This is a genomic window from Paraburkholderia sp. GAS38 (genome assembly GCF_050434965.1).
Lineage (GTDB): Bacteria > Pseudomonadota > Gammaproteobacteria > Burkholderiales > Burkholderiaceae > Paraburkholderia > Paraburkholderia phenazinium_A.
Genome location: NZ_JBNDJO010000004.1, coordinates 270,957 through 293,429, shown reverse-complemented (window position 1 = coordinate 293,429; position 22,473 = coordinate 270,957). Strand labels below are relative to the sequence as shown.

Below are 22,473 nucleotides of genomic sequence, written 5' to 3'. Positions count from 1 at the left end.
CTGGCCCGAGGACTGATCCGGCGTGACGCGCCTGCTTACCGCCGCAGGCCACGCCTGCCCTCCAACGGGGGCGCGGCGTGGCTGCGGTCTGGCTGTTAAGCCTTGCGATGCGCGTCGGCGTCGAGCGCGAGTTCGGCGGCTTCGCCGACGAGGCCTTGATAGTACAGATGCACGCCGATCGCGAGCGAGTCGTTGCGGATTTCCTGGAAGGCCTTCCATGCCTTCACCGGTTCCTTGAATATGAGGTAGTGCGCTTCATTGGCGACCAGTCCGGCGACTTTGTGCAGGCCACTGCCGTGCAGCTTGGCGACGAGTGCATCGAGGCTGCTGTGCGTGCGCGCGTCGGTACGCGGATACAACATGTGCAGCACAGCGACGTTTTGCGTCTTCAGTGCCGCCGACAACGCCACCACGATGTCCTGATGGTTCAGTGCGGTGACGATGCTGTCTTCGGTGTGGTTGAGGTCCGGAAACAGCGTTTCGAGCGAGGCGTTCATCTGATGGTCCTGTTCTTCTGACTGGATAAAAAGGCCCGCCGCGAACGGCGGGCCAAAGACAGCGATGTGTTTTGCAGGGGAAGCATCACACGCAACGAGTATCTCAGAGGACGCGCACTCGTGCTGCATGCCCGTTGCAAAACATTGTTGCGTTCTCAACGTTGTCTTTCAGTTGGCTGGCTGATTTTATCTGACCAATATTCATGAGCCGTGCAATGGTTTCAGCGCAATTTAGAGTGAATGTTGCTGAGGTCGAGATGGATTGTTGCGGTCAATCGCCGCAATGAATTGACTCTGTAGCCGTAAAATGCAAAGCCTGAGCCGGAGCATGGCGAGCAACGACAGCACCCGTAGTCCGGCACGTGTGCGATGTGATAGCAAAAGGAAAGCGTAGATGAACGACTCTAAGACACACGCAACGCTGAAGTTTTCTGACAGCGACCAGACCATCGATCTGCCGATTTACAAGGGCACGCTTGGCCCCGACGTGATCGACATCCGCAAGCTGTACGGCCAGACCGGCAAGTTCACGTACGACCCGGGCTTTATGTCGACGGCGGCGTGTAACTCGGCCATTACCTATATCGACGGTGACAAGGGCGAGCTGCTGTACCGCGGTTATCCGATCGACAATCTCGCGCAGAATGCCGACTTCCTCGAATCCTGCTATTTGCTGCTGAAGGGCGAACTGCCCAACGCGAAGCAAAAGGAAGAGTTCGTCGCCTCGGTCAAACAGCACACGATGGTGCATGAGCAAATGCACTTCTTCTTCCGCGGCTTCCGTCGCGACGCGCACCCGATGGCGATTCTGGTGGCTGCAGTCGGCGCGCTGTCGGCGTTCTATCACGACTCGCTCGACATCACGAACGCACAGCACCGCGAGATCTCGGCGACACGCATGATCGCGAAGCTGCCGACGCTGGTGGCGATGGCGTACAAGTACAGCATCGGCCAGCCGTTCGTCTATCCGAAGAACGAACTGTCGTATAGCGCGAACTTCATGCACATGATGTTCTCGAACCCGTGCGAAGAATACAAGGTCAACGACGTGCTGGTGCGCGCACTCGACCGTATCCTGATCCTGCACGCGGACCACGAACAGAACGCGTCGACTTCGACGGTGCGTCTGGCCGGCTCGTCGGGTGCGAATCCGTTTGCGTGTATCGCAGCCGGTATCGCCTGCCTGTGGGGCCCGGCGCATGGCGGCGCGAACGAAGCCGCACTGAACATGCTGGAAGAGATCGGCTCGGTCGACAACATCCCTGAGTTCATCCAGCAGGTGAAGGACAAGAACTCGGGCGTGAAGCTGATGGGCTTCGGTCACCGCGTCTACAAGAACTACGACCCGCGTGCGAAGCTGATGCGCGAAACCTGCCACGAAGTGCTGGAAGAGCTCGGTCTGCACGACGACCCGCTGTTCAAGCTGGCTATGGCGCTGGAAAAGATCGCGCTGGAAGACGAGTACTTCGTGTCGCGCAAGCTGTACCCGAACGTCGACTTCTACTCGGGCATCGTGCAGCGCGCGCTGGGCATCCCGACCTCGATGTTCACGTGTATCTTCGCGATGGCGCGTACGGTGGGCTGGATTGCACAGTGGAACGAAATGATTGCCGATCCGGAACAGAAGATTGGCCGTCCGCGTCAGCTGTTCGTTGGCGATACTGCACGCGAGGCGAAGCCGATTGCGCAACGCTGATTGATTGATCGGTGGGTGTTGCACGGGCTTGAGCGTGATTCAAGCACACGCACACGCGCAAGCAAGCGGGCGCTGCTTCCGGAATGGAGCCGCGCCCGCGGTCCGTTTACGGAATGCTACGAGGGATCCAACCCGCGCCGCATGCCGGATCAAAACTGCATGACGCGTGCCAATTGCCCCCACACAACGGCACGGGCGACTGCCGTAGCGTTTTGTTACGCCTTCAACGTGGCCCGCTTGCGCAAATCCACCACACTCCTGTGTTAAGTTCGTTCGACGGGCGCAGACCCTCTACAATCGGAACGAAGCCCATAGCACAGGAGCAAGCTGATGCAGGATCCAGAAGCACTCGGCGGACTGACGCACTCAGGCGGTGCGGACCGCGCGGAACATGAACCGGACACGGCGTTCATCCCACCAGAAAACCTCAACGTCGCCAGCGCCAACCAGTATGTGTTGAAGTCGGGCGATACGTTTATCGTCAACGACGCGCTGGGCGACATCACCGGTCACGACGACGGCCTGTTCGTCAACGACACGCGCGTGTTGTCGCAACTGCGCCTGACCTTCGGCGGTCGCGCGCCGTCGCTGCTGTCGGGCAGCGTCAGCAGCGACAATGCGGCATTTACGGCGCATCTGACCAACCGTCCGTTGCCGCCGCTCGGCGGCGACAGCACGCCGGAGGGCGTGATCCACGTCGAGCGCGTGCGCGTGTTGTCGGGCACCGTGCTCAACGAAGCCATTGAGCTGACCAACTACGGTACGAAAGATGCGGTCGTGCCGCTTTCCATTTCTTTCGCCAGCGACTTCAGCGACATGTTCGAAGTGCGCGGCCTGAAACGCGACAAGAAGGGCAATGTCGAACCGGCGCGTGTCGAGAATGGCGAAGTGCTGCTTGGCTACGTGGGGCTCGATAACGTCGAACGTGACGTGCAGATTGCTTTTTCGCCGACGCCGGACAAGCTGTTCGCCAATCGCGCGGATTACACCGTGCAACTGCCGGCGCAAGCCTGCGTATCGATCTATCTCGCCGTCGCGGTGAAGCTGCGGGCCGACAAGCCGGTGGTCAGCGCGGGCGTGTCGGTGCCGGGCCACGCGCAGAGCGGGTCGCACGTGTCGCAGATCCATGCGGAGCGTCCGCGGGTCGGACGCGCGGCGGTGCGCGCAGCGCTGGTCGAGGCCCACCTTGTGATGCGCGAACGGCGCCGTGCTACCGCGCGGGTGCGTTCGAGCAATCCGCTCTTTAACGCATGGATCGACCGTTCGCTCGCCGATCTCGGCCTGCTGACCACCGATCTGGAGACCGGTCCTTATCCGTACGCCGGCATTCCCTGGTTTTCGACCCCGTTTGGCCGCGACGCGCTGATTACCTCGTTGCAGACCTTGTGGCTGCAGCCGGGCCTCGCGCGCGGTGTGCTGCGCTTTCTTGCCGAGCATCAGGCGCTCGAGAACTCGGCCTTCCGCGACGCTGCGGTCGGCAAGATCATGCATGAAATGCGCAAGAGCGAAATGGCCGCCACCGGCGAAGTGCCGTTTGCGCTCTATTACGGCGGCGTCGACAGCACGCCCTTGTTTATCGTGCTGGCCGGCGCCTATGTGGCGCGTACCGGCGACGTGGACCTGATCGACGAGTTGTGGCCGGCGCTGCAACGCGCGGCGAACTGGGTCTCGGGTGTGTGCGACAAGAACCGCTTCGGCCTGCTCGACTATCAGCGCGAATCGGATGGCGGGCTGGCGAATCAGGGCTGGAAAGACAGTCACGATTCGGTTTTTCACGCCGACGGCCGCTTCCCGGATGGACCGATCGCGCTGGTGGAAGTGCAGGCCTACGCGAGCGCCGCGTTCGACACCATGGCGCACTTCTCGACGCTGCGCGGCCTGTCCGAGGACGCTGCCGGATATAGCCGGCGCGCCAGGGCGATCCGCGAATGCGTCGAAGAGAAGTACTGGATGGAAGAGTCCGGCTTCTACGGCATCGCCCTCGACGGCCATGGCGAACTGTGCCGCGTGCTGGCCTCGAATGCCGGCCATCTGCTCGCCTTCGGCTTGCCGTCGCGCGAGCGCGGCGAAGCGGTCGTGCGCGGTCTGGAGTCGACGCTGTTCCATACCGGTTGGGGCGTGCGCACGCTGGCGGCGGGCCAGGCGCGCTTCAATCCGATGGCGTATCACAACGGGTCCGTCTGGCCGCACGACAACGCGCTGTGCGCGCGAGGTGTGGCGCGCTACGGCGGCAAGGCAACCGCGGTGAAGTTGCTGCAGGCGCTGTTCCAGGCCGCGGTCAATTTCGACATGCGTCTGCCGGAGCTCTTCTGCGGCTTCCCGCGGCGGCGCGGCGAACCGCCGACGGCTTACCCGGTGGCCTGCCTGCCGCAGGCTTGGGCAGCGGGCTCGCCGTTCATGATGCTGGAAGCGTGCCTGGGCGTGACTGTCGACGCAGCGAAGCGCGAGGTGCTGATCGAACAGCCGATGCTGCCCGAAGGCATCGACTGGCTCGAAATCGGCGATATGCGCGTCGGCGATTCCACGGTGACGATCACTTTCCGGCGGGTCGCGGGCAAGGTGGTGGCGTCGGCCGAGCAGGGCGACGTGCGGGTCGTGGCCTTGCTGTAGAAGGGCGCGGCATGCGTGGTGCCGGGTGGTAACATTTGTTGTCAACTTACTTCCCGGTCCACCGCATGCCCGACAGTTTCGACCAGCTCGCCGCCCTGATCCGGGCGCGCTTCTCAGAACTGAGTCCGCAATTCCAGATGGGGGCCGCGTTCCTGCTGGATCATCCCGACGAAGTCGCGGTTTCCTCCATGCGCAAGGTCGCCGAACGGGCTCAGGTGCAACCGGCATCGCTGGTGCGGTTGTCGCAACAACTCGGTTTTCCCGGCTGGAACGAGTTGCGCAATCTGTTTGTGGCGCGCGTGCGCACACGGCCGGAGCCGCTCGCGAGCCGCGCCCGGACGCTCGTCAAGGCTAATGCCAAAGACGCACTGGCGCACGATCTGCTGATCGCTCAACAACATAATCTCGATGTCACCGCGGCGCATAGCGCGCGGGCCGTCGTCGAAACGGCGCGGCTATTGCGCCGCGCACCGCATGTGCATGTGGCCGGTTTTCGCTCCTGCTATGCGGTAGCGTTCGGTCTGGTGTACGGCTACCGGTTGTTTCGTTCAACGGTGTCGCTGTTGACAGGCGAAGCCGGCACGCTGGAAATGCAACTGCGCACGATCGCACGCGATAGCGCCACCGTCGTCATCAGCTTCGCGCCTTATTCGGTGGAGGCGGCGCGCGTGGCCGAAGCGGCCCTGGAGAAGGGCAGCAAGCTCATCGCCATCACGGACAGTGCAGTGTCGCCGATTGCGTTGAATGCCGACAAGGTGCTGATCTTTTCACACGAAAGTCCTTCCTTCTTTCCTTCGCTAGTGGCGGCTACGGCGCTTGCGGAGTCGCTGGTGGCGCATCTGCTGGCGCTCGAAGGCGCCGATGCGGTCGAGCAACTCGAGATTGCCGAGCGGTCGATGCACGCGAAGGGTGTCTACGTGCCTTGAACGAGGCGTGCGCGGTGCGAGGTGCCGCGCACTTCGCAGACCGCGCAAGTGCCGCCACGCCGGGCGCAGCAATGGTGCGTCGCAACCTCAACCTCAACCTCAACCATGTTGAGGTGATTCGCTTCATTCGGTACATGCTCGCCTCGATTGACAACATATGTTGTTGAGATGTATAAATTAGGATCGAATGTTGAATCGATGCCATGGTTGCTGACGGCATCCTTTCACTTTGCCGCACAGGCGAGTGGGCGATGGTTGCCATGCCGATGCGGCGCAACGATCAACAAGGTTTGAGCGAGGCATAACCGTCGATGCAGGAATGGACTCTTTCCCGTGTAACCGGCCGGCCGGATGACATCGGCTACCAGCTGGGCGAACTGGCGCGGCCGGTCATGGCGGCCTACATGGAGCAAAGCGCCGCCTGGCAACAGGTCAGCCGTTGGCGCGGCCACCCGTTCGTGGAGGCGCTGCGCCGCGCGGCGCAAGCGCATTTCCCCGCGCTGCTCGCCGAGCTGGAGGGCATGGCGGCGGGCCTTGGCTGGCCAGTGGAAGACGTGTTTCTGTGGAATTGCCGTGGCGAGCTGATCCATAACACGCCGGACGGCTGCACGACACTGGCGGCCGTTTCCGGCAACGCGCGTTTCATCGCGCACAACGAGGATGGCGATCCGTACCTGCGCGAGCGGTGCTTCCTCGTGGACGTCCAGCCTGCCGGCAAGCCCGGCTTCGTGAGTTTCTACTATCCGGGCTCGTTGCCCGGCCATACCTTCGCTGCCAATCGCGCGGGCGTCGTGCAGGCCATCAACAATCTGCGCATCCGGGCACCGGCTGCGGGCGTGCCGCGCATGATCCTCGCACGTGCCGTGCTCGATACGCGTTCGCTCGACGAAGCCGCCAGGCTGTTGAGCGATGCGCCGCGAGCCAGTGGGTTTCATCACACGCTTGGCTGTGTGGGCGACGCGCGCCTGTTGAGTATCGAAGCCACTGTCCAGCGCTGTTCGGTCATGGCCGATACGCCGCGGTTCGGTCATGCGAATCACCTGATTCACGATGGCTGCGAGGGCGAAGCGCAAATCGTGACCGATTCTTCGCGCGACCGCCAGGCACGCGTCGACGCTTTGCTGCCGACGCTGCGCACGCCGCTTGCAGACGACGGGCTGCTACGCGTGCTGCGTGACCAGGCGCCCGCTGGCTTGCCCATTTACCGTGACGACCCGCGCGATCCCGACGACGAAAACACCTTGGCTACCGCGCTGTTTCGCATCGAAACGGACGGTGTTGCGATGCAGGTCTATCGGCAAGGGCACTGCGCCTTCGACACCTTCATTCCCCTGGCGGCGCGTTCGAATACCGCCTTCTGACCGCGATCACGCGATAAGGAATCCTATGTCCACCGTGTTTCACCGTGCCCCGAAACAAACGCTGCCGGTTGCCGTCGCGGGCGACGGCATCGAGATGATCGACTCCACCGGCAAGCGCTATATCGATGCGTCCGGCGGGGCTGCCGTTTCGTGCCTCGGCCATAGCAACCAGCGCGTAATCGATGCGATCAAGCGCCAGTCCCAGCAATTGCCCTACGCGCACACCTCGTTCTTTACGACGCAAGCGGCCGAGGAACTCGCGGACCGGCTGGTGGCGAGCGCGCCGCAAGGTCTGGATCACGTGTATTTTGTATCGGGCGGCTCGGAGGCGATCGAAGCGGCATTGAAGCTGGCACGCCAGTATTTCGTCGAGAAGGGCGAGCCGCAGCGCCGTCATTTCATCGCCCGTCGTCAGAGCTATCACGGCAATACACTGGGCGCGCTGGCGATTGGCGGTAATGCATGGCGCCGCGAGCCGTTCCTGCCGATCCTGATCGAAGCGCATCACGTGAGCCCGTGCTACGCATATCGCGAGCAACGTGCTGACGAAACCGAAGAAGTCTTTGCACAACGGCTTGCCGATGAGCTGGAACAGAAGATCCTCGAACTCGGCGCCGACACGGTGGCGGCCTTTGTCGCGGAGACGGTGGTCGGCGCAACCGCCGGCGCTGTACCACCGGTGCGCGAGTATTTTCGTAAGATTCGCGCGGTCTGCGACCGCTATGGTGTCCTGTTGATTCTCGATGAGATCATGTCGGGGATGGGACGTACCGGTTATCTGTACGCGTGTGAAGAGGACGGCGTGGCCCCCGATCTGCTGACCATCGCGAAAGGTCTTGGGGCTGGCTATCAGCCCATCGGCGCAACGCTGGTCAGCCGGCGCATTTACGACACGATCGTCGGCGGCTCGGGATTTTTCCAGCACGGCCATACGTATATCGGACATGCAACGGCATGCGCCGCCGCGCTCGAAGTGCAACGCGTGATCGCCGAAGACAAGCTGCTCGATAACGTTCAGGCGCGCGGCGAACAGTTGCGTGCGCAACTTCGCGAGCACTATGCGCAGCATCCGTATATCGGCGATGTGCGCGGGCGCGGCTTGTTTGTGGGCGTCGAGCTGGTTCAGGATCGCGCCACCAGGGTGCCCTTCGACGCGAAGCTCAAACTGCACGCGGCGATCAAGCGTGAGGCGTTTGCGCGCGGCCTGATGGTGTATCCGATGGGTGGAACCGTCGACGGTCAGCGCGGCGATCATGTGCTGCTTGCGCCGCCGTTTATCTGCACGGCGCAGGACATCGATCAGATTGTCAGCCGTCTCACCGACGCGATCGACGGTGCGCTGCTTGCCACCGGCGTACGCGCTGCCGCGTAGCCGGCGGCGGCTACTTCATCATTTGTGGGAGTTTTCATGACTGAGCGTTTGCCGCGTTTTGACGCATCGACTGCTACGCCCGAACAGAAGGCCGTCCTCGACGAGATCCTGTCCGGTCCGCGTGGCAACCTGAACGGGCCGTTCCTCGGCTGGATTCACAGTCCGGAGCTTGCGCAGCAGGCGCAACGGCTGGGTGCGTTTTGCCGCTACCGGACCGGCTTGCCTCTGCGCCTCTCGGAACTGGCGATCCTGGTGACGGCGGCGCGCTGGCAGGCCCAGGCGGAGTGGTATATCCACTATCCGATCGCACTCGAAGCGGGTGTTGTGCAGGCCGATGCCGAAGCGATCCGTTCAGGCCAGCAGCCGTCGTTCGCGGACCCCGACGATGCGCTGATCTATGCTTTTGCCAGCGAGCTGTACGACACGAAGCGCGTGTCCGATGCGACTTACGCGGCCGCGGTGGCGCGCTTTGGGCATGAGGTCACCATCAATCTGGTCGGCTTGCTCGGTTATTACGCGCTTGTGGCGATGACGTTGAATGTGTTCGGAATGCGGGCGGAAGGTCAGGTGACGTTGCCGTTTGCGCAGTGAGGGAGGGGGAGGCCGATATACGCTGTCCGACGCCGCCCTCAGGAAGCGCCTATCATGAAGTCCGGTCTACGCCCGCGCCTGTCGCGCTGCGTGGCACGCTCGACCTACGCCGATGCCGCAAGAACCTGGGCGCGACCGTTGCGGCAGGCGTCATGGTCGAATGCACAGCAGCGCCGGCAGGGCTACCCATTGGAGAGAACGATGAAGCGCAAGGCATCAGCGGTCTGGCAAGGCGGCCTGCAGGACGGTAAGGGCACGATTTCTACTGATAGCGGGGTTCTGAAGGACACCCAGTATTCGTTTGCAACGCGTTTCGAGGACGGTATCGGCACCAATCCGGAAGAGCTGATCGCGGCGGCGCATGCCGGGTGCTTCTCCATGGCGCTTTCGGCCGAACTCGGCAAGGTGGGCATCAAGCCCGAACGCATCGGCACCACGGCCACCCTGACGCTCGACAAGGCCGACGGCGGGTTCGCCATTACCGCCGTTCACCTCGACGTCAAGGTGAAAATTCCCGGCGGCGACCGGGCTGCGTTCGAAAAAGCCACGGCGGACGCGAAGGCGGGTTGCCCGGTTTCGAAAGTGCTAAAGGCCACCATCACCATGGATGCGACGCTCGAAACCTGAGCGGCATCCAGGCATCCTCAGAGCGAAGCATCGCTACGTCTGTCTGAGGCGGCCTTGCATTGCCGCCTCAGGCGAAAACCAAAATGGCCCGGATCGCCCCGGGCCATTCATCAAACAGCAACAACCTGCCGGTTGTTACATCGGCGGCGCGACGCCATCCTTTTCGACCACGACCCGCTGCGCCACAAACGCGCCCTGCGCCGCAGGCGTCGCCACCACGAATACCTTTTTGCCCGGCGTGAGGTCGGTGCGGGCTGCCGGCGTGAAGGTCACGATAGGCACATTCGCCGGTACCGTCACCACATTGTCGCCACCCTTGTACGACAGCTTCAGATCGCGGCCGCTGGTGCCCTCGACGACCGTGTCGACGTTCGCATTCGTCATCGAGCTATTCGGACCCAGGTCCCATGCATAGTGACCTTCGCCAGTGCCGCGCGCCGATTCGGGAAACACCACCACTTCGGTGGCGGTCAGCTTGCCGTCGGTGCCGGTGGTGGCCGCCGTGCCGATGAACGAGCCGGGCTTGATATCGGACAGTTGCATCGCCTTGACCGCCGAGATGCCGACGGTGGGCGCCACGTTGATCGCGACCGTGTCGCCGCTGCGGCGATGCACCTGCAGGACGTCGCCGTTGAGCGAGACGATCTCGCCGCGAATGCGCGAGGGTTTGACAGCCGGCGTCTGCGCCAGCGCGACGCCCGCGAAGGCGAGCGTAGCAAGCGTAACGCCGAGTTTCAGGCGGATAGACATGGAATCTCCGTGCAATGTTGTCGGGTTGAAAATGGGGATGCTGCTCAGGAACCGCCGAACCAGTTGTAGCCCTGGTTCTCCCAGTAACCACCGGGGTAATCGTTCGTCACGGTGATCGCGACGATGTGTTTGGGATTCTTGTAGCCGAGCTTGGTGGGCATGCGCAGCTTCATCGGAAAGCCGTACTTCGGCGGCAGCACCTGGCCGTCGTAGGTCAGCGTGAGAAGCGTCTGCGCATGCAGCGCGGTGGGCATATCGATGCTCGTCCAGTAGTTGTCCGCACAATGCAACGACACGTAGCGTGCCGTCGTATCCGCGCCGGCGCGCTTCAGGAAGTCGGCAAAACGCACGCCGCCCCAGCGGCCGATCGCGCTCCATCCTTCAATGCAGATATGGCGGGTGATCTGGTCCTGCTGCGGCAGCGCGCGCAGCTCGTCGAGCGTCCAGACACGTTTGCCATGCGCAAGACCGCCTACCTGAAGCCGGTACGAGGCCGGGTCGACTTCCGGCACGTCGTCGATATCGTAGAACGCGTTAAACGGAAACGGCCGCGTGATCATCGACTCGGGATAGGTCGGCGCCATCCTGTGCGGATCGAACAGCAGGGCCTGTACGTCGTCGTTGAAGAACGAGATCCTGCGCAGCATCGTGTTGACCGATTTGTCGCTGCTGAGATCGCAGCCGGACAACATCGCCAGGCCGCCGAGCGAGAGAATCCGCTTGCCGAGCAGGCGGCGCGCGGGATTTTTCAATTCCCGCTGGGCATCCTTGATGATGGCGTCGGCGTGTGACGATAGCGTCGTGCCGGGTTCGCCGCTGCGTTTGCGAGTTACCATGTCTACCGTCCTCGAAGCATCAGAAGCAGGGAGCGCGGCACCAGCGCGACCATCGCGACATGCACGAAGAAGAAGGCCACCAGCACGCTCATGCAGACGAAGTGCACGACACGCGCGTTGTCATAGCCGCCCATCAAGGTGCGCAGCAGCGGAAACTGCACCGACTTCCACACGGCCAGCCCGGAGAGTACCAGCAGCACGATGTCGACGATAACGGTCAGATAGGCCAGCTTCTGGATGGCGTTGTAGCGGCTCAGGTCGCCGTGCGTGAGGCGGCCGCGCAGGGCGGCGAGCGTATCGGCGGCAAGCGACCTGGCACTGAGCGGCAGCAGCTTGCGGCGCAGCCGTCCTGAAGCGAGATTGAGCCCAAGGTAGACGAGGAAATTCGCCACCAGCAGCCACATGACCGCGAAGTGCCACAGCAAGGCGCCGCCGAGCCAACCGCCCAAGGTGACGGCGGCCGGAAACTGCAGGGCCGGGAAAATGGGCGAGGCGTCGTAGATCTGCCAGCCGCTCATCGCCATCAGGACGACAGCGAGCGCATTAATCCAGTGTGTGACGCGAACCCAGACAGGTTGAATCGTGGTGTGACTCACAGCGATCTCATCGTTGGTGGCAATTCACGCGGGACAGGGCAATCAGGCGCGAGCCGTGGTTCGCGAGCCTGAGCAGCAGCCATGCATGCGCCGCGTCGAGCGCGGCATGAGAGGGTGAACACCGTCTTTCCGGCGTTATTCCGCGGCGGCGAAAAAAAGATTTATTACCGAATGTTTGCGGCGGAGGAGGTGGGGATGGGCGGGCGTGAGACGGGGGATGCGCGAAAGCGGGATGACGCTCAAGCCTGGCAGCGCTCTATTGCGCGCCGCCACCTGGCTTATCGTGCGTCCTGCTGGGCCATGCGAATCAGCGCCGACCGGTTGCCGACGCCGAGCTTCTGAAAGCTGCGGTCCACATGCGTGCGCACGGTGGTGTACGAGATGCCGAGCCGCTCAGCGATCTGCTTGTCGAGGAGTCCTTCCATGATGAGCGACACAACTTCCCGTTCGCGCGCCGTCAGCGACTTGAGCACACGCTCTGAAATCAGGCGCGTATGCGGCGTTCCCGCTTCGGTCATGCCGGCGGTTCTGCGGGCGCGGGCGAGTCCCGACGTGAAGGCCGGGCGAATCAGTTCGGCGAGGGCGAGGTCATGGTCCGAGAAATTGTCCCGCTGTTTGCCGCGCCAGATGCGCAGGTCGCCGATGTTCGTCTCGCCGGACCACGCGAAGACGTCCATGCCCCAATGCAGTCCGTCGCGGCGCAGAAAGTCGTTGAACAGTTCGGTGCGCACGAGTTCGGCCTGGGGAAGGACGTCCGTCACGCGAACTGCTTGCCGACAGTTCTGCAGCAACGGTGTGACCGTGTCGTGGTACTGGTAATACTGTTCGTACTCGGAGAGGTTGTCGTCCGACATATTGAGCGCGACCCGATTCACAAACGCCTTCTTCGTCGCATCCCACACGTACGAGCCCAGATAATCCGCGCGCAGCAGATCCAGCATCCTTACGCCGATTTCCCGGCGCATCAGGTCCTCGGGTAAGGCATCGGCCAGCACGGCGAAGATGTCAGAGACCAGCGCAGTCTCACGGTTCGTCAAATACATGGTGTTCCGGACTGCCTGCGAGTAAGTTTTGCTCCTTCAGCCAGAGGCCTCAGGTCTGTAAGAAAGTGTTACCGGCGAGCTTACACGGCCAAAGTAAATGGTTCAAGCGGGACGCAAAAATGCCGTTAAGCCGTGTGGTGTTATCCCCACCGGGCTGCCGGGAACATGAGTGAAACCCGCTGCCCGCACGCTGCACGTTTATCTTTAGCCCACGAGGAGAAGCATGCCGTTCATTCCGAATCTTCGCCGACGCTTACGCCCTTCGCCTCTCGCCGGCGAATTCGGCGCGACAGAGCGCCAGAGCCCGAGTTTTGGCTACATCGATACGCTGTTCGACTATGGCGCCTACCTGGCCGGCTCGCCCGATGCCCTGGGACGTGTGCCGCCCGCGGCTGCGAACGCCACGATTGCGATTATCGGTGCCGGCATTGCCGGTCTCGTCGCCGCGTACGAACTGCTGCGCGCCGGCGCGGCCAATGTGGTGCTCTTCGAGGCCTCGGATCGCATCGGCGGCCGCGCGTGGAGCTCGACCTTTACGGAGTCCGCGCCCGAGTTTCTTGCGGAGCTGGGGGCGATGCGCTTTCCGCCCAGCGAATACAGTCTCTTCCATTATCTTGACCGCTTCGGCATCAAGGCAACGTCGAGCTTTCCCGACCCCGGCGCCGTGCTAACTAATTTGGGGTACCAGGGAAAAACCTATGTGTGGCCCGCACACGGTAATCCACCGGATATGTTCGCGACCGTCAACACCGGTTGGAATGCCTTTATCAGCGAGGGCTTTACGCCGGAAACCGGGCCCGCACTGATCGCGCCGGTGGCGATCACCCAGTTGCTGCGCAGCGGACAAACCGCGGCAGCACGCAATGCGTGGCAGGCGTACATCGACGTCTTCGGCAACGAGAGTTTCTACAGCGCCCTGTGCCGTATCTTTGGCAGCGCCAACCCGCCGGGCGGCACGCGTTGGCGCTATCCGGACGACTATGAGCTGTTCGGCGCGCTCGGCGTCGGTTCAGGCGGTCTGGGGCCGATGTATCCGGTCGCCTTTCTCGAGATCGTGCGCCTCATGGTGGACGAGCTCGAAACCGACCAGTTGTTCATTCCAGCCGGCATCGAATCGCTCGCCCGGGCGTTCTCGACGCAGGTCTTCGAGCGGCGCTCGATCGCGCAACGCGTGATCAGGACGCCGGTTGCGCGGGTCACGCGCGAAGCGGCGGGCGTGAAGCTCTGGCTGGAAGACGGGACGACGCAGTTTGCAGACCGGGTCATTGTGACTGCGAGCACGCGGGCCATGCAGATCGACATGGCGCTGAATGGGCCCGGCACCTCGCTCTCGCCGCAACAGTGCACGGCGATCGACGACGTGCATCTGACGAGTTCGTCAAAGGTCTTCGTGATGACGCAACGCAAGTTCTGGCTCGACGAGAACCTGCCCGCCAACATTCAGACCGACACGTTGGTGCGAGGCGTCTACTGTCTCGACTATGCGCCGCAGAACCCCAACTCGCCGGGTGTCGTGCTGCTGAGTTACGCCTGGGAAGACGACGCGATCAAGCAACTGGCGCTGGGCGACAACCGTCGGCGCGTGCAACGGCTGGTGGCGGATCTGGCGCAGACGAACGCGGCGTTTGCCCGCCATGTCGTGCCGATCGGTAACGATTACGACCGGTATGTGCGCGTGGTCGACTGGGATCTGGAGCGCGGCTACTACGGCGCCTTCAAGCTGAATTTTGCCGGCGGCGATGGCTATAGCCAGCAACTCTTCTTCCAGTTCCAGGCGAGCCGCAATCCGTCGACGGATCCCTCCATTTACCTTGCAGGCGATAGCTGCTCGTTTACCGGTGGGTGGGTCGAAGGGGCGTTGCAGACCGGCGTCAACGCGGTATGCGCGGTAATCCGCAGTCTTGGCGGCGAACTGTTTGGTCCGGCCAATCCGCTCGATAACATGACGCCGCAATACGATTATGGCGGACGTGCCACAAGCCTCGCGGTGCCGGTTGAGTCGTAGCAATCGTTTGCGCCAGAGATTTTTTGCAAAAAAAGACCCGCGCAAGGCGGGTCTCATCTCTCAGGTTTAGCGGCGCTCTATGTCTTAAGTACTGTGTGCAGGTTTCGCCGGGTCCGGTATCTACAATGGATCCGGGACTCCAATCGAATATACCCGATGCATATTCAAGCTTCATCCTCATTTCTGAGGACAAAAAAACGCCAGCTTGCGCTGGCGTGAAAAGTTCTGGCTATTCCGAGGGCCGCCAGAACCTGAGAGAGGGGATGTAACGACAGACGGCTCAGCCCCGGTATGAGCCCGCCTGTCACAAAGGCTGTCAAAGCTATTGAACGAACCGCGATGCCGCCAATAATACTGCTAAATCGTCATCATCATTTTTATTTTGTGTTCGTTTGGAGGCGAGCACAAGCGCGGCGCGCGACGGCAGTGAGAAATCCGCAAGCTGTCAGACCTCACAGCTATGTGCCCCGTTCAATAGATATTATAAATAGACTGCGCGCGTCGGTCGGGACGCAGCACCGGGATAGCCGCTGTGTGTCCCTTGCCAGTCCGTTATACGTCTTGCGCCTCCTGCGCCGGTCAGTGCCGGGCCTTCTATGCGAGGGCGGCTAGATCAGCCCGGTTGCGATCGCTTTCACGACCGCCTGTACCTTATTGGTCGCCGCCAGCTTCGACAACACGTTGTTGACATGAAAATTGACTGTACGCTCGGAGATGCTGAGGATTTTCCCGATTTCGTAAGAGGTCTTTCCCTCGCCGGTCCAGCGCAGCACCTCGCGCTCGCGGGCGGTCAGCGTGATGCCAGTTTCGGGTGCGAGCTTGCCTTGAAGGAACTGGCCCATCCGCATGTGGCAAAGATTCGCGAGCCAGTTTGCGGGCAACTGCAATTCCTCGACTTCGGCAGACGTCAAGGTGTCCGCGTTGCGCGACATGGTCAGGAGTCCAAACGTACCGTGCGCGGTCCAGCTCGAATGGGCAACGCCGACCTTGATGCCGAAGTCGCGCGCATCGGACCACAGGCGCGGCGCCTCGTCGGACATTGCGCGCGGCCAGGCAATCAGATCGGTGCGACGCATGCCCGCCCGGACAATGGGGTCGATCTCGAGAAAGCCGTTGGCGCGATAGTGGGTCATCCACCCGGGTGGATAGGTATCGAAAATCTTGACCACCGGGTTCGAAACCGGCAAAGGCATGCGAATTCCGTAGCAGCAATATTCGAATCCAAGACGTTCTGCGAAAGCCGTTATTTGCTTAAATAGCTCATATTCGTCGCTCGCAGCGAAAAACTGCTGATAAGCATCCTGAAAGTACGATTCCATTGCGCCCCCGGTTTAACGTCTTATATAGAAGCAAGCCCGTCCAGCTATAACGAAAGGTACAGGCCCGATGACACTCTCCCCATTGCTCTTTCATTCCCCATCGTCCGATGGCTATGTTCGTGTTCCCGAATTCATGCTGGCCCGGTTGACACTGGTCCACGTTTCCTCGGGCATCGACGAGGGCCTGCTGGCGGATCTACGCGCCGATGCGATCGACGCCCTCGATGCTGGCTATACCGAGTGGCAAGGTACGCTCCACCCATTGACCTCGCAGGTAACCGTTGGCTGGGATTGGTATATAGAAGGCACGTCAGGCGCGTTTCTGATCGCCTGGGGCGACGTGAGAAGCAATCTCATGGGTGTTGATGGCTTGGGTACCGACCTTGGAATGGTTTGCACCACAAGGGCGCTCGTACATCGGCTCATGCGCTTGAACTGGTCGCAACCGGTTGCGGCCAACGTCGCGTTCGCCTTGAGAGGGCGGCATCACATGCTTTCCTCGTTTCAACGACACTAGACGTTGCAGCGGCAATGCAAACATTTCAAACGTCTCACCGCTCATTTATAAGCAAAAGGTGTTCGCTTTGCAATCGTAAATTGATGTCAGGGCTGAATATATCAACGAATGAAAATATTCCGCCATAAAGCCCTGTCAACTCTACCAGTTACTGCGCAACCCTGTGCGCGCTCTAATGCGCTCGATAAAAAGCGACCAGGGGTGCATGATGCGGACTTTCATTCACGACGATGGACGGTTACCTGAGGGTGTAGGTAACGCGCTTGCGCAGTACCGGCACGAGATTTTCGTTAAGCAGCTGGGCTGGCGCTTGCCAATGGCCGACGAGCGATTCGAGCGCGACCAGTATGACCGTGACGACACGGTCTATGTGCTCGGGCGCGATGAGGACGGCTCGATTTGCGGTTGCGCGAGGCTCTTGCCGACTACGCAACCCTATCTTCTGCAAGAGTTGTTTCCGTTTTTGCTTGCTGAGGGCATGCCGCCGCCCGAATCATCTGAGGTATGGGAACTCTCCCGCTTCGCGGCCAGCCCGATTGCCGGCGACCAGGCCGAGGGCGGCAATCTCACGTGGTACTTTCGCCCCATGCTGGCTTCGGTCGTGCGCTGCGCCGCGCGCCTCGGCGCACGCCAGATCATTGGCGTGACTTACCTCAGTATGGAGCGGCTATTCCGGCGCATCGGCGTGCATGCACACCGGGCCGGACCGGCGCAATGCATCGACGGCAGAATGGTGGTGGCGTGCTGGATCGATATCGACAGTCAAACGCTATCGGCGCTCGGTATCGAGGCCACGCATGACGCCGCACCGGCACAGATCGTGATGAACGTAGCGCACGAGAAGAGGGCGGCGCATCTTGCCGGAGAACATGAGCCTGCCTGAGCCTGTCTGAACCTGTCCAGGCCCGCTTGAAACCTGCTTGCAACCTGCTGGATCCATCGCGATGAATCCAGCAGGTGCGACGCTGCTTACCCGATGATCTCTCGCGAGATCAACCGGTCACGCCACCGTGATGTACGGGTCCCACCAGTAATAGCCGAACAGTTCCTGGTCCTGGCCATTGGCGGCTAGCGTATACAGGCCGAACGCGAGGCCAAATCCTTCCCGGCCGCTGCTCCTGACTTTCGATTCGAACACGGAGAAGTTCGTCTGCTTCTTAACCGGCGGCAGGCCGTTGCGGCTCGGCGAATCGGCGTTCGGTTGAACCGCGCCATTGCGGATAATCAGGTCTGCACTGAACTGATTGAATACCTGATCGCCCGAAAAGTGCTTGACGTCATACACGATCACGGCGTCATCGGAGTTGTCGTAAATCGACACACCGGTGAACGCCACGTCGTCGCCGACGTTCGCCCTGAATTCCAGGTCTCCCGTGCCTTGTCCGGAGATGATGCCTCGCGAACCCGTGCACAGCATGTACTGATGGTTGTGATCGATACCGGTAGGATTGTTTTGATCCTTGCTCGGATTGGGATACGTTCTTTTCACGTATTCCGTGTCGATGACTACGAGCACGTTGATGTCTTGTCCGCTCGCTGTTAACACAGTTCCAGCCATGATGAATCCTCCTGTTTCTGCGTTTATCGGTGACTGCGTGGTGACACGTGTTTCACGTGTCACGTGCAATGTCCTCCTATTTTTTAGTTAGCACACCTAGTAAAGTAAACAGGACTGCTGGAGTTCGAAGCAGCACAGCGTGCGAGGCCAAACCCTATGCTATGTCATGATTTTTTGCGCGCGACGTTTTATATAACTGTCACACTGAAGTGATAGGCGTAGTAGCCGAAGAGCGTCTGGTTCTCGCCGTCGTCGGCGAGCGTGTAAAGAGCGAAGGCGAACGTCAGAGGGGCAACGCCAGGCGCTTTGGCGGTCACGGAGAAGTTCGAGAAGTTCGCTTCTTTGCTGACGGGCGGCAAGCCGTTTCGGTCCGGCGAGTCGGGGTTAGGTTCGACAGCGCCCGCCCTTGCGTAGAAGGCCGCTTGAGAGGGTGTGAAGATGTGGCCGTCTGCGGGAGGCGCGAGGCTGTAGACGATCACGGCGTTTTGCGAGTTGGCGGAACCGGAGGTGCCCGTGATCGAAACGACATCGTGCACACGCGCGTTGAAGCTTAGCTTGCCGGTTCCCTGGCCGTGGACCTTGCTGCGTGCGTCGGTGCACATCGTAATCGTGTCGTCGTGGCTTAGTGCCTTCGCCAGCGACGGGTCGCGGTTCGGTCCGTAGGTCGCGATGATGGTATCGGTATCCACGACGATCAACACGTTGATGTGTTGCTGGACCCGTTGTATTGAAGTGTCGTGTTCCATATACGCTCGATCCGTTCGTTTTCGCCGCGGCGTGGGCAACACCCCCGCAAAGGGGTGCTTTGATTCTCCTCTCGCGGCTTCCTTTGGATACCTGTCAGAGTCGTCAGGGTGAGCTGGCGCAAGCACGCATCGGTGTTGCATTCTCATTGACCAGGCATCGCGCGTAACAACGGTGCATAACGGTCGAATTAGATTTTTTTTGAAAAAACTTGAATTGTTCTTTATCGACATATTAGTATCACACCCTAACGCGACACTCATCTCGTCCGGACAGACCGGATGAGGCGAAGCAGCCGAATTACTTTCTTGTTGTAAACATAAAAAGACAATAAACGAGGCGTCGAATGCCCGATTGCCGTCGCGCAGTGCCAGCGCGCCGGGCAGTTGGGGGATCGCATCACACGGTGTGTGAAGCGAGCTTCGATGGCGCGGTGGCCGTCATGGATCGAACTTGCCGGGGGGCAAGCGTTACGGGCCCGATCCCATGGCTGTACGGCCCCAAAGCGTCCGCTCAGGCGGGCGCGGTATCAGTGCGCATTTGCTCTTGCAAGTGCACGGGATACGCTCATGCCCATCGAAAAGCTGGTTGTTCCACTGCCGACAGGCTGCAAGGTCTACGTTGAACGTCACGTGTTCAATCCGGACTTTGAAAGTGTCATTCTGATCAACGGCGCACTAGCGACAACTGCGTCGTTTGGACAGACAATCAAATATCTCGGCGAACGCTATAACGCAATTTGCTTCGATTTGCCCTACGCCGGGCAATCCAAAGCGTATAACGCAGGCGAATTCGTCCTGACCAAGGACGATGAAGTCGACATTCTGCTGCACCTGATTGCCGTATTCGAGCCGAGCTTTCTGCTGTCGGTCTCGTGGGGCGGGGTGGCCTCGCTGCTGGCGCTGGCGCGCCGGCAAACCAGCGTGCGACGGGCGGTGATCGCCTCGTTCTCGCCGCTGCTTAACCCAGCCATGACCGACTACGTGACCTGTGCGCGCGACTACATCGCCGCCGGCGAAAACCTCAAAGCGGCGCAACTGCTGAACGATACCGTGGGCCGCCATTTGCCGCGGATCATGAAGCTGTACAACTACCGCTACCTGTCGACGCTGCCGCGCCGGGAACAGGATCAGGTCGCCTTTCACGTGGACCAGATCCTCGCCATTCGTCCCGAGCAATACCTGCACGAATTCCGCAACATCGACTGCGATCTCAAGTTCATCAACGGCGAGCTGGACGAATACACCACGTCCGCCGACGTGCGAACGCTGGCCGCGCATCTCGCGCGGGCCGAGTTCGCCACGATCGAACAGGCCGGCCATTTTCTCGATCTGGAAGGACGTCATCCGTTGCGCCAGGTTCGCACGGCGATCTTCGACTTCTTCGGCGAGGCGGCGTGTAGCGAGGCGGGCGATGGCTTCGGTTCGTTCGAGGTAGCCGAGCGCTTCGCCGGCGCCCAGGCGGTTACGTAGACGCATCACTCATTCATAACAGGCTGAGCTACCGTGAATATCATTCAAAGCATGGCGATCGTGATTCCGTGGACACTGTGGCTCGTCTACTGGATCGCGACGTCGAAGCAGGTCAAACAGACCGCGCAGCGCGAAACATCGAACTCGCGCACGCTGCAGTCGATCCCGCTGATTGCCGGCGGCGCGCTGATCATTGTGCCGGACCTGACATCGGCGGCATGGGTGCCCGACTGGCAACAACTGCAGGGCCCGCAGTTCGCCGGTTTCGCGGTCCTGCTGGCAGGCCTCGCGTTCTCGGTATGGGCACGCCTGCACCTCGGCACGAACTGGAGTGTCTCGGTCACGCTCAAGGAGGGGCACGAGCTGGTGCGCAGCGGTCCTTACGGTCTGGTTCGTCATCCTATCTATACGGGGTGCCTGATCGCGCTGGCGGGGGCGGTGCTGATCGGCGAGCAATGGCGCTGCATGGCTGGCCTGCTGCTGATCTTCGCCTCGCTCGCCTACAAGGTGCGCGTCGAGGAAAGCTGGTTGACGCGCTATTTCGGCCCTGCCTACACGCAGTATCGCCGCGAAGTGGCGGCGCTGATTCCCGGCCTTTACTGACGCGCGCCGGATACAGCGCAATGGCCAACGTCATCATTACCGCGATCGGCTCCGCCGGCGATGTGCATCCGCTGATCGGTATCGGCGCTTCGCTGGCGGCGCGTGGGCACCGGATCGTATTCTGCACGCACGCGCCGTTTGCGGAGCTGGCGGAGCGGCGCGGCTTCCAGTTCGTGCCCATCGGCACGCGTGAAGAATATGCCGCCGCGATGGCCGATCCGGCGCTGTGGCATCCGCGCACCTCGTTTCGAACCTTGTGGAACGTAATCGCACCGACGTTGCGGCCGCATTTCGACACGCTCGCTTCGCTCACCGATGCCGATACGGTGCTGGTCGGCACGCTATGGGCGTTTTCGGCGCGTCTGATGCAGGAGATCCACGGCGTGCCGTTTGTCTCGGTGCAGGTGTCGCCTTCCACGCTGCTGTCGGCTCATGCGCCGCCCACCCATAAGCGCCTGACGATCCCGCGACGCCTGCCGCTCGCGCTCAAGACCGGCTTGTTGAGCATGGTGGAGCATCACGTTCTCGACAAGGTATGCGGGCCGGCCTTGAACGTGCTGCGCCGGGAACTGGGTCTGTTGCCTGCCCGACGCATCATGGGAGAGTGGTTGCATTCGACCGACGGCATCCTGTGCCTCTTCCCCGAGTGGTTTGCGCAACCGCAGCCCGACTGGCCGAAACCTCATCTGCTGGGCGGCTTTCCGCTGTTCAACGACATCGGCACGCAAGCGCCCGATAGCGGCCTCGACGCCTTCCTTGCGGCGGGCGAGCGGCCGCTGGTCTTTACAGCGGGTTCGACGCTGATCGACAACAAGCGTTATGCCAGCACGGTAGAAGAGTCGCTGCGTGAGATCGGGCTGCGCGGCATTCTGCTCACACCGGATGCAGGCGCCGCAGATGCGCACGATGCTCAAAGCACGCTGCTCAAACGCCGCTATGTGCCGATGGGGACGCTGTTGCCACGATGCCGCGCGCTGGTTCACCACGGCGGCATCGGTACGGCGGCGCTGGCCTATGCGGCGGGGATTGCGCAGATCGTGACGCCTTTTGCGCATGACCAGTTCGATAACGCCCAGCGCGTTGCCGATAGCGGTTGCGGCATCCGTATCGATGCGCCGGTGAATGGCCGAACGCTCGCGCGTGCCATCGAAAAGGTGCTGGGCAGTCCGTCGATCGCGATTCAATGCGGCCGCATCCAGGACCGTTTGTCGGGCGCCGTGGATGGCTGCGACGCGGCTGCACGATACATCGAGCGTTTCGCGGCGCCGCGTGCGCAGCCCGCGCATGCAACGAGCGCGCGCGTCGAACTGGGCGAGGTGCAGCGGGCATGAGCTCATCTTCCACGTCGAC

General features: G+C 61.5%; 21 protein-coding genes. 13 read left to right on the top strand and 8 right to left on the bottom strand.

Annotated features, from left to right (window positions below):
* Positions 1–95: 95 nt before the first annotated feature.
* Complete coding sequence (locus P3T42_RS11695; RefSeq protein ID WP_429306124.1) at positions 96–497, bottom strand: hypothetical protein; 402 nt, start codon at positions 495–497, stop codon at positions 96–98.
* A gap of 394 nt (positions 498–891) precedes the next feature.
* On the opposite strand from P3T42_RS11695, the gene gltA reads away from it, so the two are divergent.
* From gltA to P3T42_RS11660, 7 genes are all read left to right on the top strand, one after another.
* Entirely contained in the window at positions 892–2,193 is a 1,302-nt protein-coding gene (gene gltA, locus P3T42_RS11690) for a citrate synthase (protein ID WP_429306123.1), read from the top strand.
* 330 nt (positions 2,194–2,523) lie between these two features.
* Entirely contained in the window at positions 2,524–4,803 is a 2,280-nt protein-coding gene (locus P3T42_RS11685) for an amylo-alpha-1,6-glucosidase (RefSeq protein WP_429306122.1), read from the top strand.
* 65 nt (positions 4,804–4,868) lie between these two features.
* Positions 4,869–5,729, top strand: a complete 861-nt coding sequence (locus tag P3T42_RS11680) for a MurR/RpiR family transcriptional regulator (protein WP_074295187.1) — start codon at positions 4,869–4,871, stop codon at positions 5,727–5,729.
* Positions 5,730–6,040: 311 nt separating this feature from the next.
* Entirely contained in the window at positions 6,041–7,090 is a 1,050-nt protein-coding gene (locus P3T42_RS11675; protein ID WP_429306121.1) for a C45 family autoproteolytic acyltransferase/hydolase, read from the top strand.
* A gap of 25 nt (positions 7,091–7,115) precedes the next feature.
* Positions 7,116–8,462, top strand: coding sequence for an aspartate aminotransferase family protein (locus tag P3T42_RS11670; protein WP_074295189.1), 1,347 nt, complete (start codon positions 7,116–7,118; stop codon positions 8,460–8,462).
* 36 nt (positions 8,463–8,498) lie between these two features.
* Entirely contained in the window at positions 8,499–9,053 is a 555-nt protein-coding gene (locus P3T42_RS11665) for a carboxymuconolactone decarboxylase family protein (protein ID WP_074295190.1), read from the top strand.
* A gap of 201 nt (positions 9,054–9,254) precedes the next feature.
* Entirely contained in the window at positions 9,255–9,680 is a 426-nt protein-coding gene (locus tag P3T42_RS11660) for an OsmC family protein (RefSeq protein WP_074295191.1), read from the top strand.
* Positions 9,681–9,815: 135 nt separating this feature from the next.
* On the opposite strand, the gene P3T42_RS11655 is transcribed toward P3T42_RS11660, so the two are convergent.
* From P3T42_RS11655 to P3T42_RS11640, 4 genes are all read right to left on the bottom strand, one after another.
* Positions 9,816–10,430, bottom strand: coding sequence for a hypothetical protein (locus tag P3T42_RS11655; RefSeq protein ID WP_074295192.1), 615 nt, complete (start codon positions 10,428–10,430; stop codon positions 9,816–9,818).
* Between the two features lie 44 nt (positions 10,431–10,474).
* Positions 10,475–11,266 carry a molybdopterin-dependent oxidoreductase gene (locus P3T42_RS11650; protein WP_429306120.1) on the bottom strand — a complete coding sequence of 264 codons (792 nt, stop codon included), beginning with the start codon at positions 11,264–11,266 and terminating at the stop codon, positions 10,475–10,477.
* Positions 11,267–11,268: 2 nt separating this feature from the next.
* Positions 11,269–11,862, bottom strand: coding sequence for a cytochrome b/b6 domain-containing protein (locus P3T42_RS11645; RefSeq protein WP_074295194.1), 594 nt, complete (start codon positions 11,860–11,862; stop codon positions 11,269–11,271).
* A 278-nt stretch (positions 11,863–12,140) separates the two neighbouring features.
* On the bottom strand, positions 12,141–12,905 hold the full coding sequence (locus P3T42_RS11640; protein WP_429306119.1) for a helix-turn-helix transcriptional regulator: 765 nt from the start codon (positions 12,903–12,905) through the stop codon (positions 12,141–12,143).
* A 223-nt stretch (positions 12,906–13,128) separates the two neighbouring features.
* Here P3T42_RS11640 and P3T42_RS11635 point away from each other — a divergent pair, with 223 nt between their 5' ends.
* Positions 13,129–14,910, top strand: coding sequence for an NAD(P)/FAD-dependent oxidoreductase (locus tag P3T42_RS11635; protein WP_429306118.1), 1,782 nt, complete (start codon positions 13,129–13,131; stop codon positions 14,908–14,910).
* 608 nt (positions 14,911–15,518) lie between these two features.
* On the opposite strand, the gene P3T42_RS11630 is transcribed toward P3T42_RS11635, so the two are convergent.
* The gene (locus P3T42_RS11630) at positions 15,519–16,229 is read right to left on the bottom strand and encodes an autoinducer binding domain-containing protein (RefSeq protein ID WP_074295196.1); all 711 of its coding nucleotides are present in this window, start codon (positions 16,227–16,229) and stop codon (positions 15,519–15,521) included.
* A 67-nt stretch (positions 16,230–16,296) separates the two neighbouring features.
* Here P3T42_RS11630 and P3T42_RS11625 point away from each other — a divergent pair, with 67 nt between their 5' ends.
* Both P3T42_RS11625 and P3T42_RS11620 read left to right on the top strand, forming a co-directional pair.
* Positions 16,297–16,746 (top strand): DUF4902 domain-containing protein, encoded by a 450-nt coding sequence (locus tag P3T42_RS11625; RefSeq protein WP_074295197.1) that lies wholly within the window; start codon positions 16,297–16,299, stop codon positions 16,744–16,746.
* Positions 16,747–16,954: 208 nt separating this feature from the next.
* Entirely contained in the window at positions 16,955–17,629 is a 675-nt protein-coding gene (locus P3T42_RS11620; protein WP_074297251.1) for an acyl-homoserine-lactone synthase, read from the top strand.
* Between the two features lie 117 nt (positions 17,630–17,746).
* Here P3T42_RS11620 and P3T42_RS11615 read toward each other — a convergent pair whose 3' ends face one another.
* The gene (locus P3T42_RS11615) at positions 17,747–18,304 is read right to left on the bottom strand and encodes an inclusion body family protein (protein ID WP_074295198.1); all 558 of its coding nucleotides are present in this window, start codon (positions 18,302–18,304) and stop codon (positions 17,747–17,749) included.
* A gap of 188 nt (positions 18,305–18,492) precedes the next feature.
* Positions 18,493–19,050, bottom strand: coding sequence for an inclusion body family protein (locus P3T42_RS11610; protein ID WP_429306117.1), 558 nt, complete (start codon positions 19,048–19,050; stop codon positions 18,493–18,495).
* A 567-nt stretch (positions 19,051–19,617) separates the two neighbouring features.
* Between P3T42_RS11610 and P3T42_RS11605 the strand changes: the two genes are divergently transcribed.
* The 3 genes from P3T42_RS11605 to P3T42_RS11595 are packed head-to-tail and all read left to right on the top strand — an operon-like array spanning position 19,618 to position 22,454.
* Positions 19,618–20,520, top strand: a complete 903-nt coding sequence (locus P3T42_RS11605) for an alpha/beta fold hydrolase (protein WP_429306116.1) — start codon at positions 19,618–19,620, stop codon at positions 20,518–20,520.
* 33 nt (positions 20,521–20,553) lie between these two features.
* Positions 20,554–21,123: a methyltransferase family protein gene (locus P3T42_RS11600; RefSeq protein WP_429306115.1), complete on the top strand. Its 570-nt coding sequence runs from the start codon at positions 20,554–20,556 to the stop codon at positions 21,121–21,123.
* Positions 21,124–21,143: 20 nt separating this feature from the next.
* The gene (locus tag P3T42_RS11595; RefSeq protein ID WP_429306114.1) at positions 21,144–22,454 is read left to right on the top strand and encodes a nucleotide disphospho-sugar-binding domain-containing protein; all 1,311 of its coding nucleotides are present in this window, start codon (positions 21,144–21,146) and stop codon (positions 22,452–22,454) included.
* Positions 22,455–22,473: the final 19 nt, after the last annotated feature.

Bases quoted from the DNA above. Each gene is read 5' to 3' on its own strand.
- P3T42_RS11685 (WP_429306122.1), top strand. From the start codon at position 2,524: ATGCAGGATCCAGAAGCACTCGGCGGACTGACGCACTCAGGCGGTGCG.
- P3T42_RS11660 (WP_074295191.1), top strand. From the start codon at position 9,255: ATGAAGCGCAAGGCATCAGCGGTCTGGCAAGGCGGCCTGCAGGACGGT.
- P3T42_RS11635 (WP_429306118.1), top strand. From the start codon at position 13,129: ATGCCGTTCATTCCGAATCTTCGCCGACGCTTACGCCCTTCGCCTCTC.
- P3T42_RS11605 (WP_429306116.1), top strand. From the start codon at position 19,618: ATGCCCATCGAAAAGCTGGTTGTTCCACTGCCGACAGGCTGCAAGGTC.
- P3T42_RS11630 (WP_074295196.1), bottom strand. From the start codon at position 16,229: ATGGAATCGTACTTTCAGGATGCTTATCAGCAGTTTTTCGCTGCGAGC.
- P3T42_RS11595 (WP_429306114.1), top strand. From the start codon at position 21,144: ATGGCCAACGTCATCATTACCGCGATCGGCTCCGCCGGCGATGTGCAT.
- P3T42_RS11670 (WP_074295189.1), top strand. From the start codon at position 7,116: ATGTCCACCGTGTTTCACCGTGCCCCGAAACAAACGCTGCCGGTTGCC.
- P3T42_RS11695 (WP_429306124.1), bottom strand. From the start codon at position 497: ATGAACGCCTCGCTCGAAACGCTGTTTCCGGACCTCAACCACACCGAA.
- P3T42_RS11620 (WP_074297251.1), top strand. From the start codon at position 16,955: ATGCGGACTTTCATTCACGACGATGGACGGTTACCTGAGGGTGTAGGT.
- P3T42_RS11665 (WP_074295190.1), top strand. From the start codon at position 8,499: ATGACTGAGCGTTTGCCGCGTTTTGACGCATCGACTGCTACGCCCGAA.
- P3T42_RS11640 (WP_429306119.1), bottom strand. From the start codon at position 12,905: ATGTATTTGACGAACCGTGAGACTGCGCTGGTCTCTGACATCTTCGCC.
- P3T42_RS11625 (WP_074295197.1), top strand. From the start codon at position 16,297: ATGACACTCTCCCCATTGCTCTTTCATTCCCCATCGTCCGATGGCTAT.
- P3T42_RS11650 (WP_429306120.1), bottom strand. From the start codon at position 11,266: ATGGTAACTCGCAAACGCAGCGGCGAACCCGGCACGACGCTATCGTCA.
- P3T42_RS11655 (WP_074295192.1), bottom strand. From the start codon at position 10,430: ATGTCTATCCGCCTGAAACTCGGCGTTACGCTTGCTACGCTCGCCTTC.
- gltA (WP_429306123.1), top strand. From the start codon at position 892: ATGAACGACTCTAAGACACACGCAACGCTGAAGTTTTCTGACAGCGAC.
- P3T42_RS11610 (WP_429306117.1), bottom strand. From the start codon at position 19,050: ATGGAACACGACACTTCAATACAACGGGTCCAGCAACACATCAACGTG.
- P3T42_RS11675 (WP_429306121.1), top strand. From the start codon at position 6,041: ATGCAGGAATGGACTCTTTCCCGTGTAACCGGCCGGCCGGATGACATC.
- P3T42_RS11680 (WP_074295187.1), top strand. From the start codon at position 4,869: ATGCCCGACAGTTTCGACCAGCTCGCCGCCCTGATCCGGGCGCGCTTC.
- P3T42_RS11615 (WP_074295198.1), bottom strand. From the start codon at position 18,304: ATGGCTGGAACTGTGTTAACAGCGAGCGGACAAGACATCAACGTGCTC.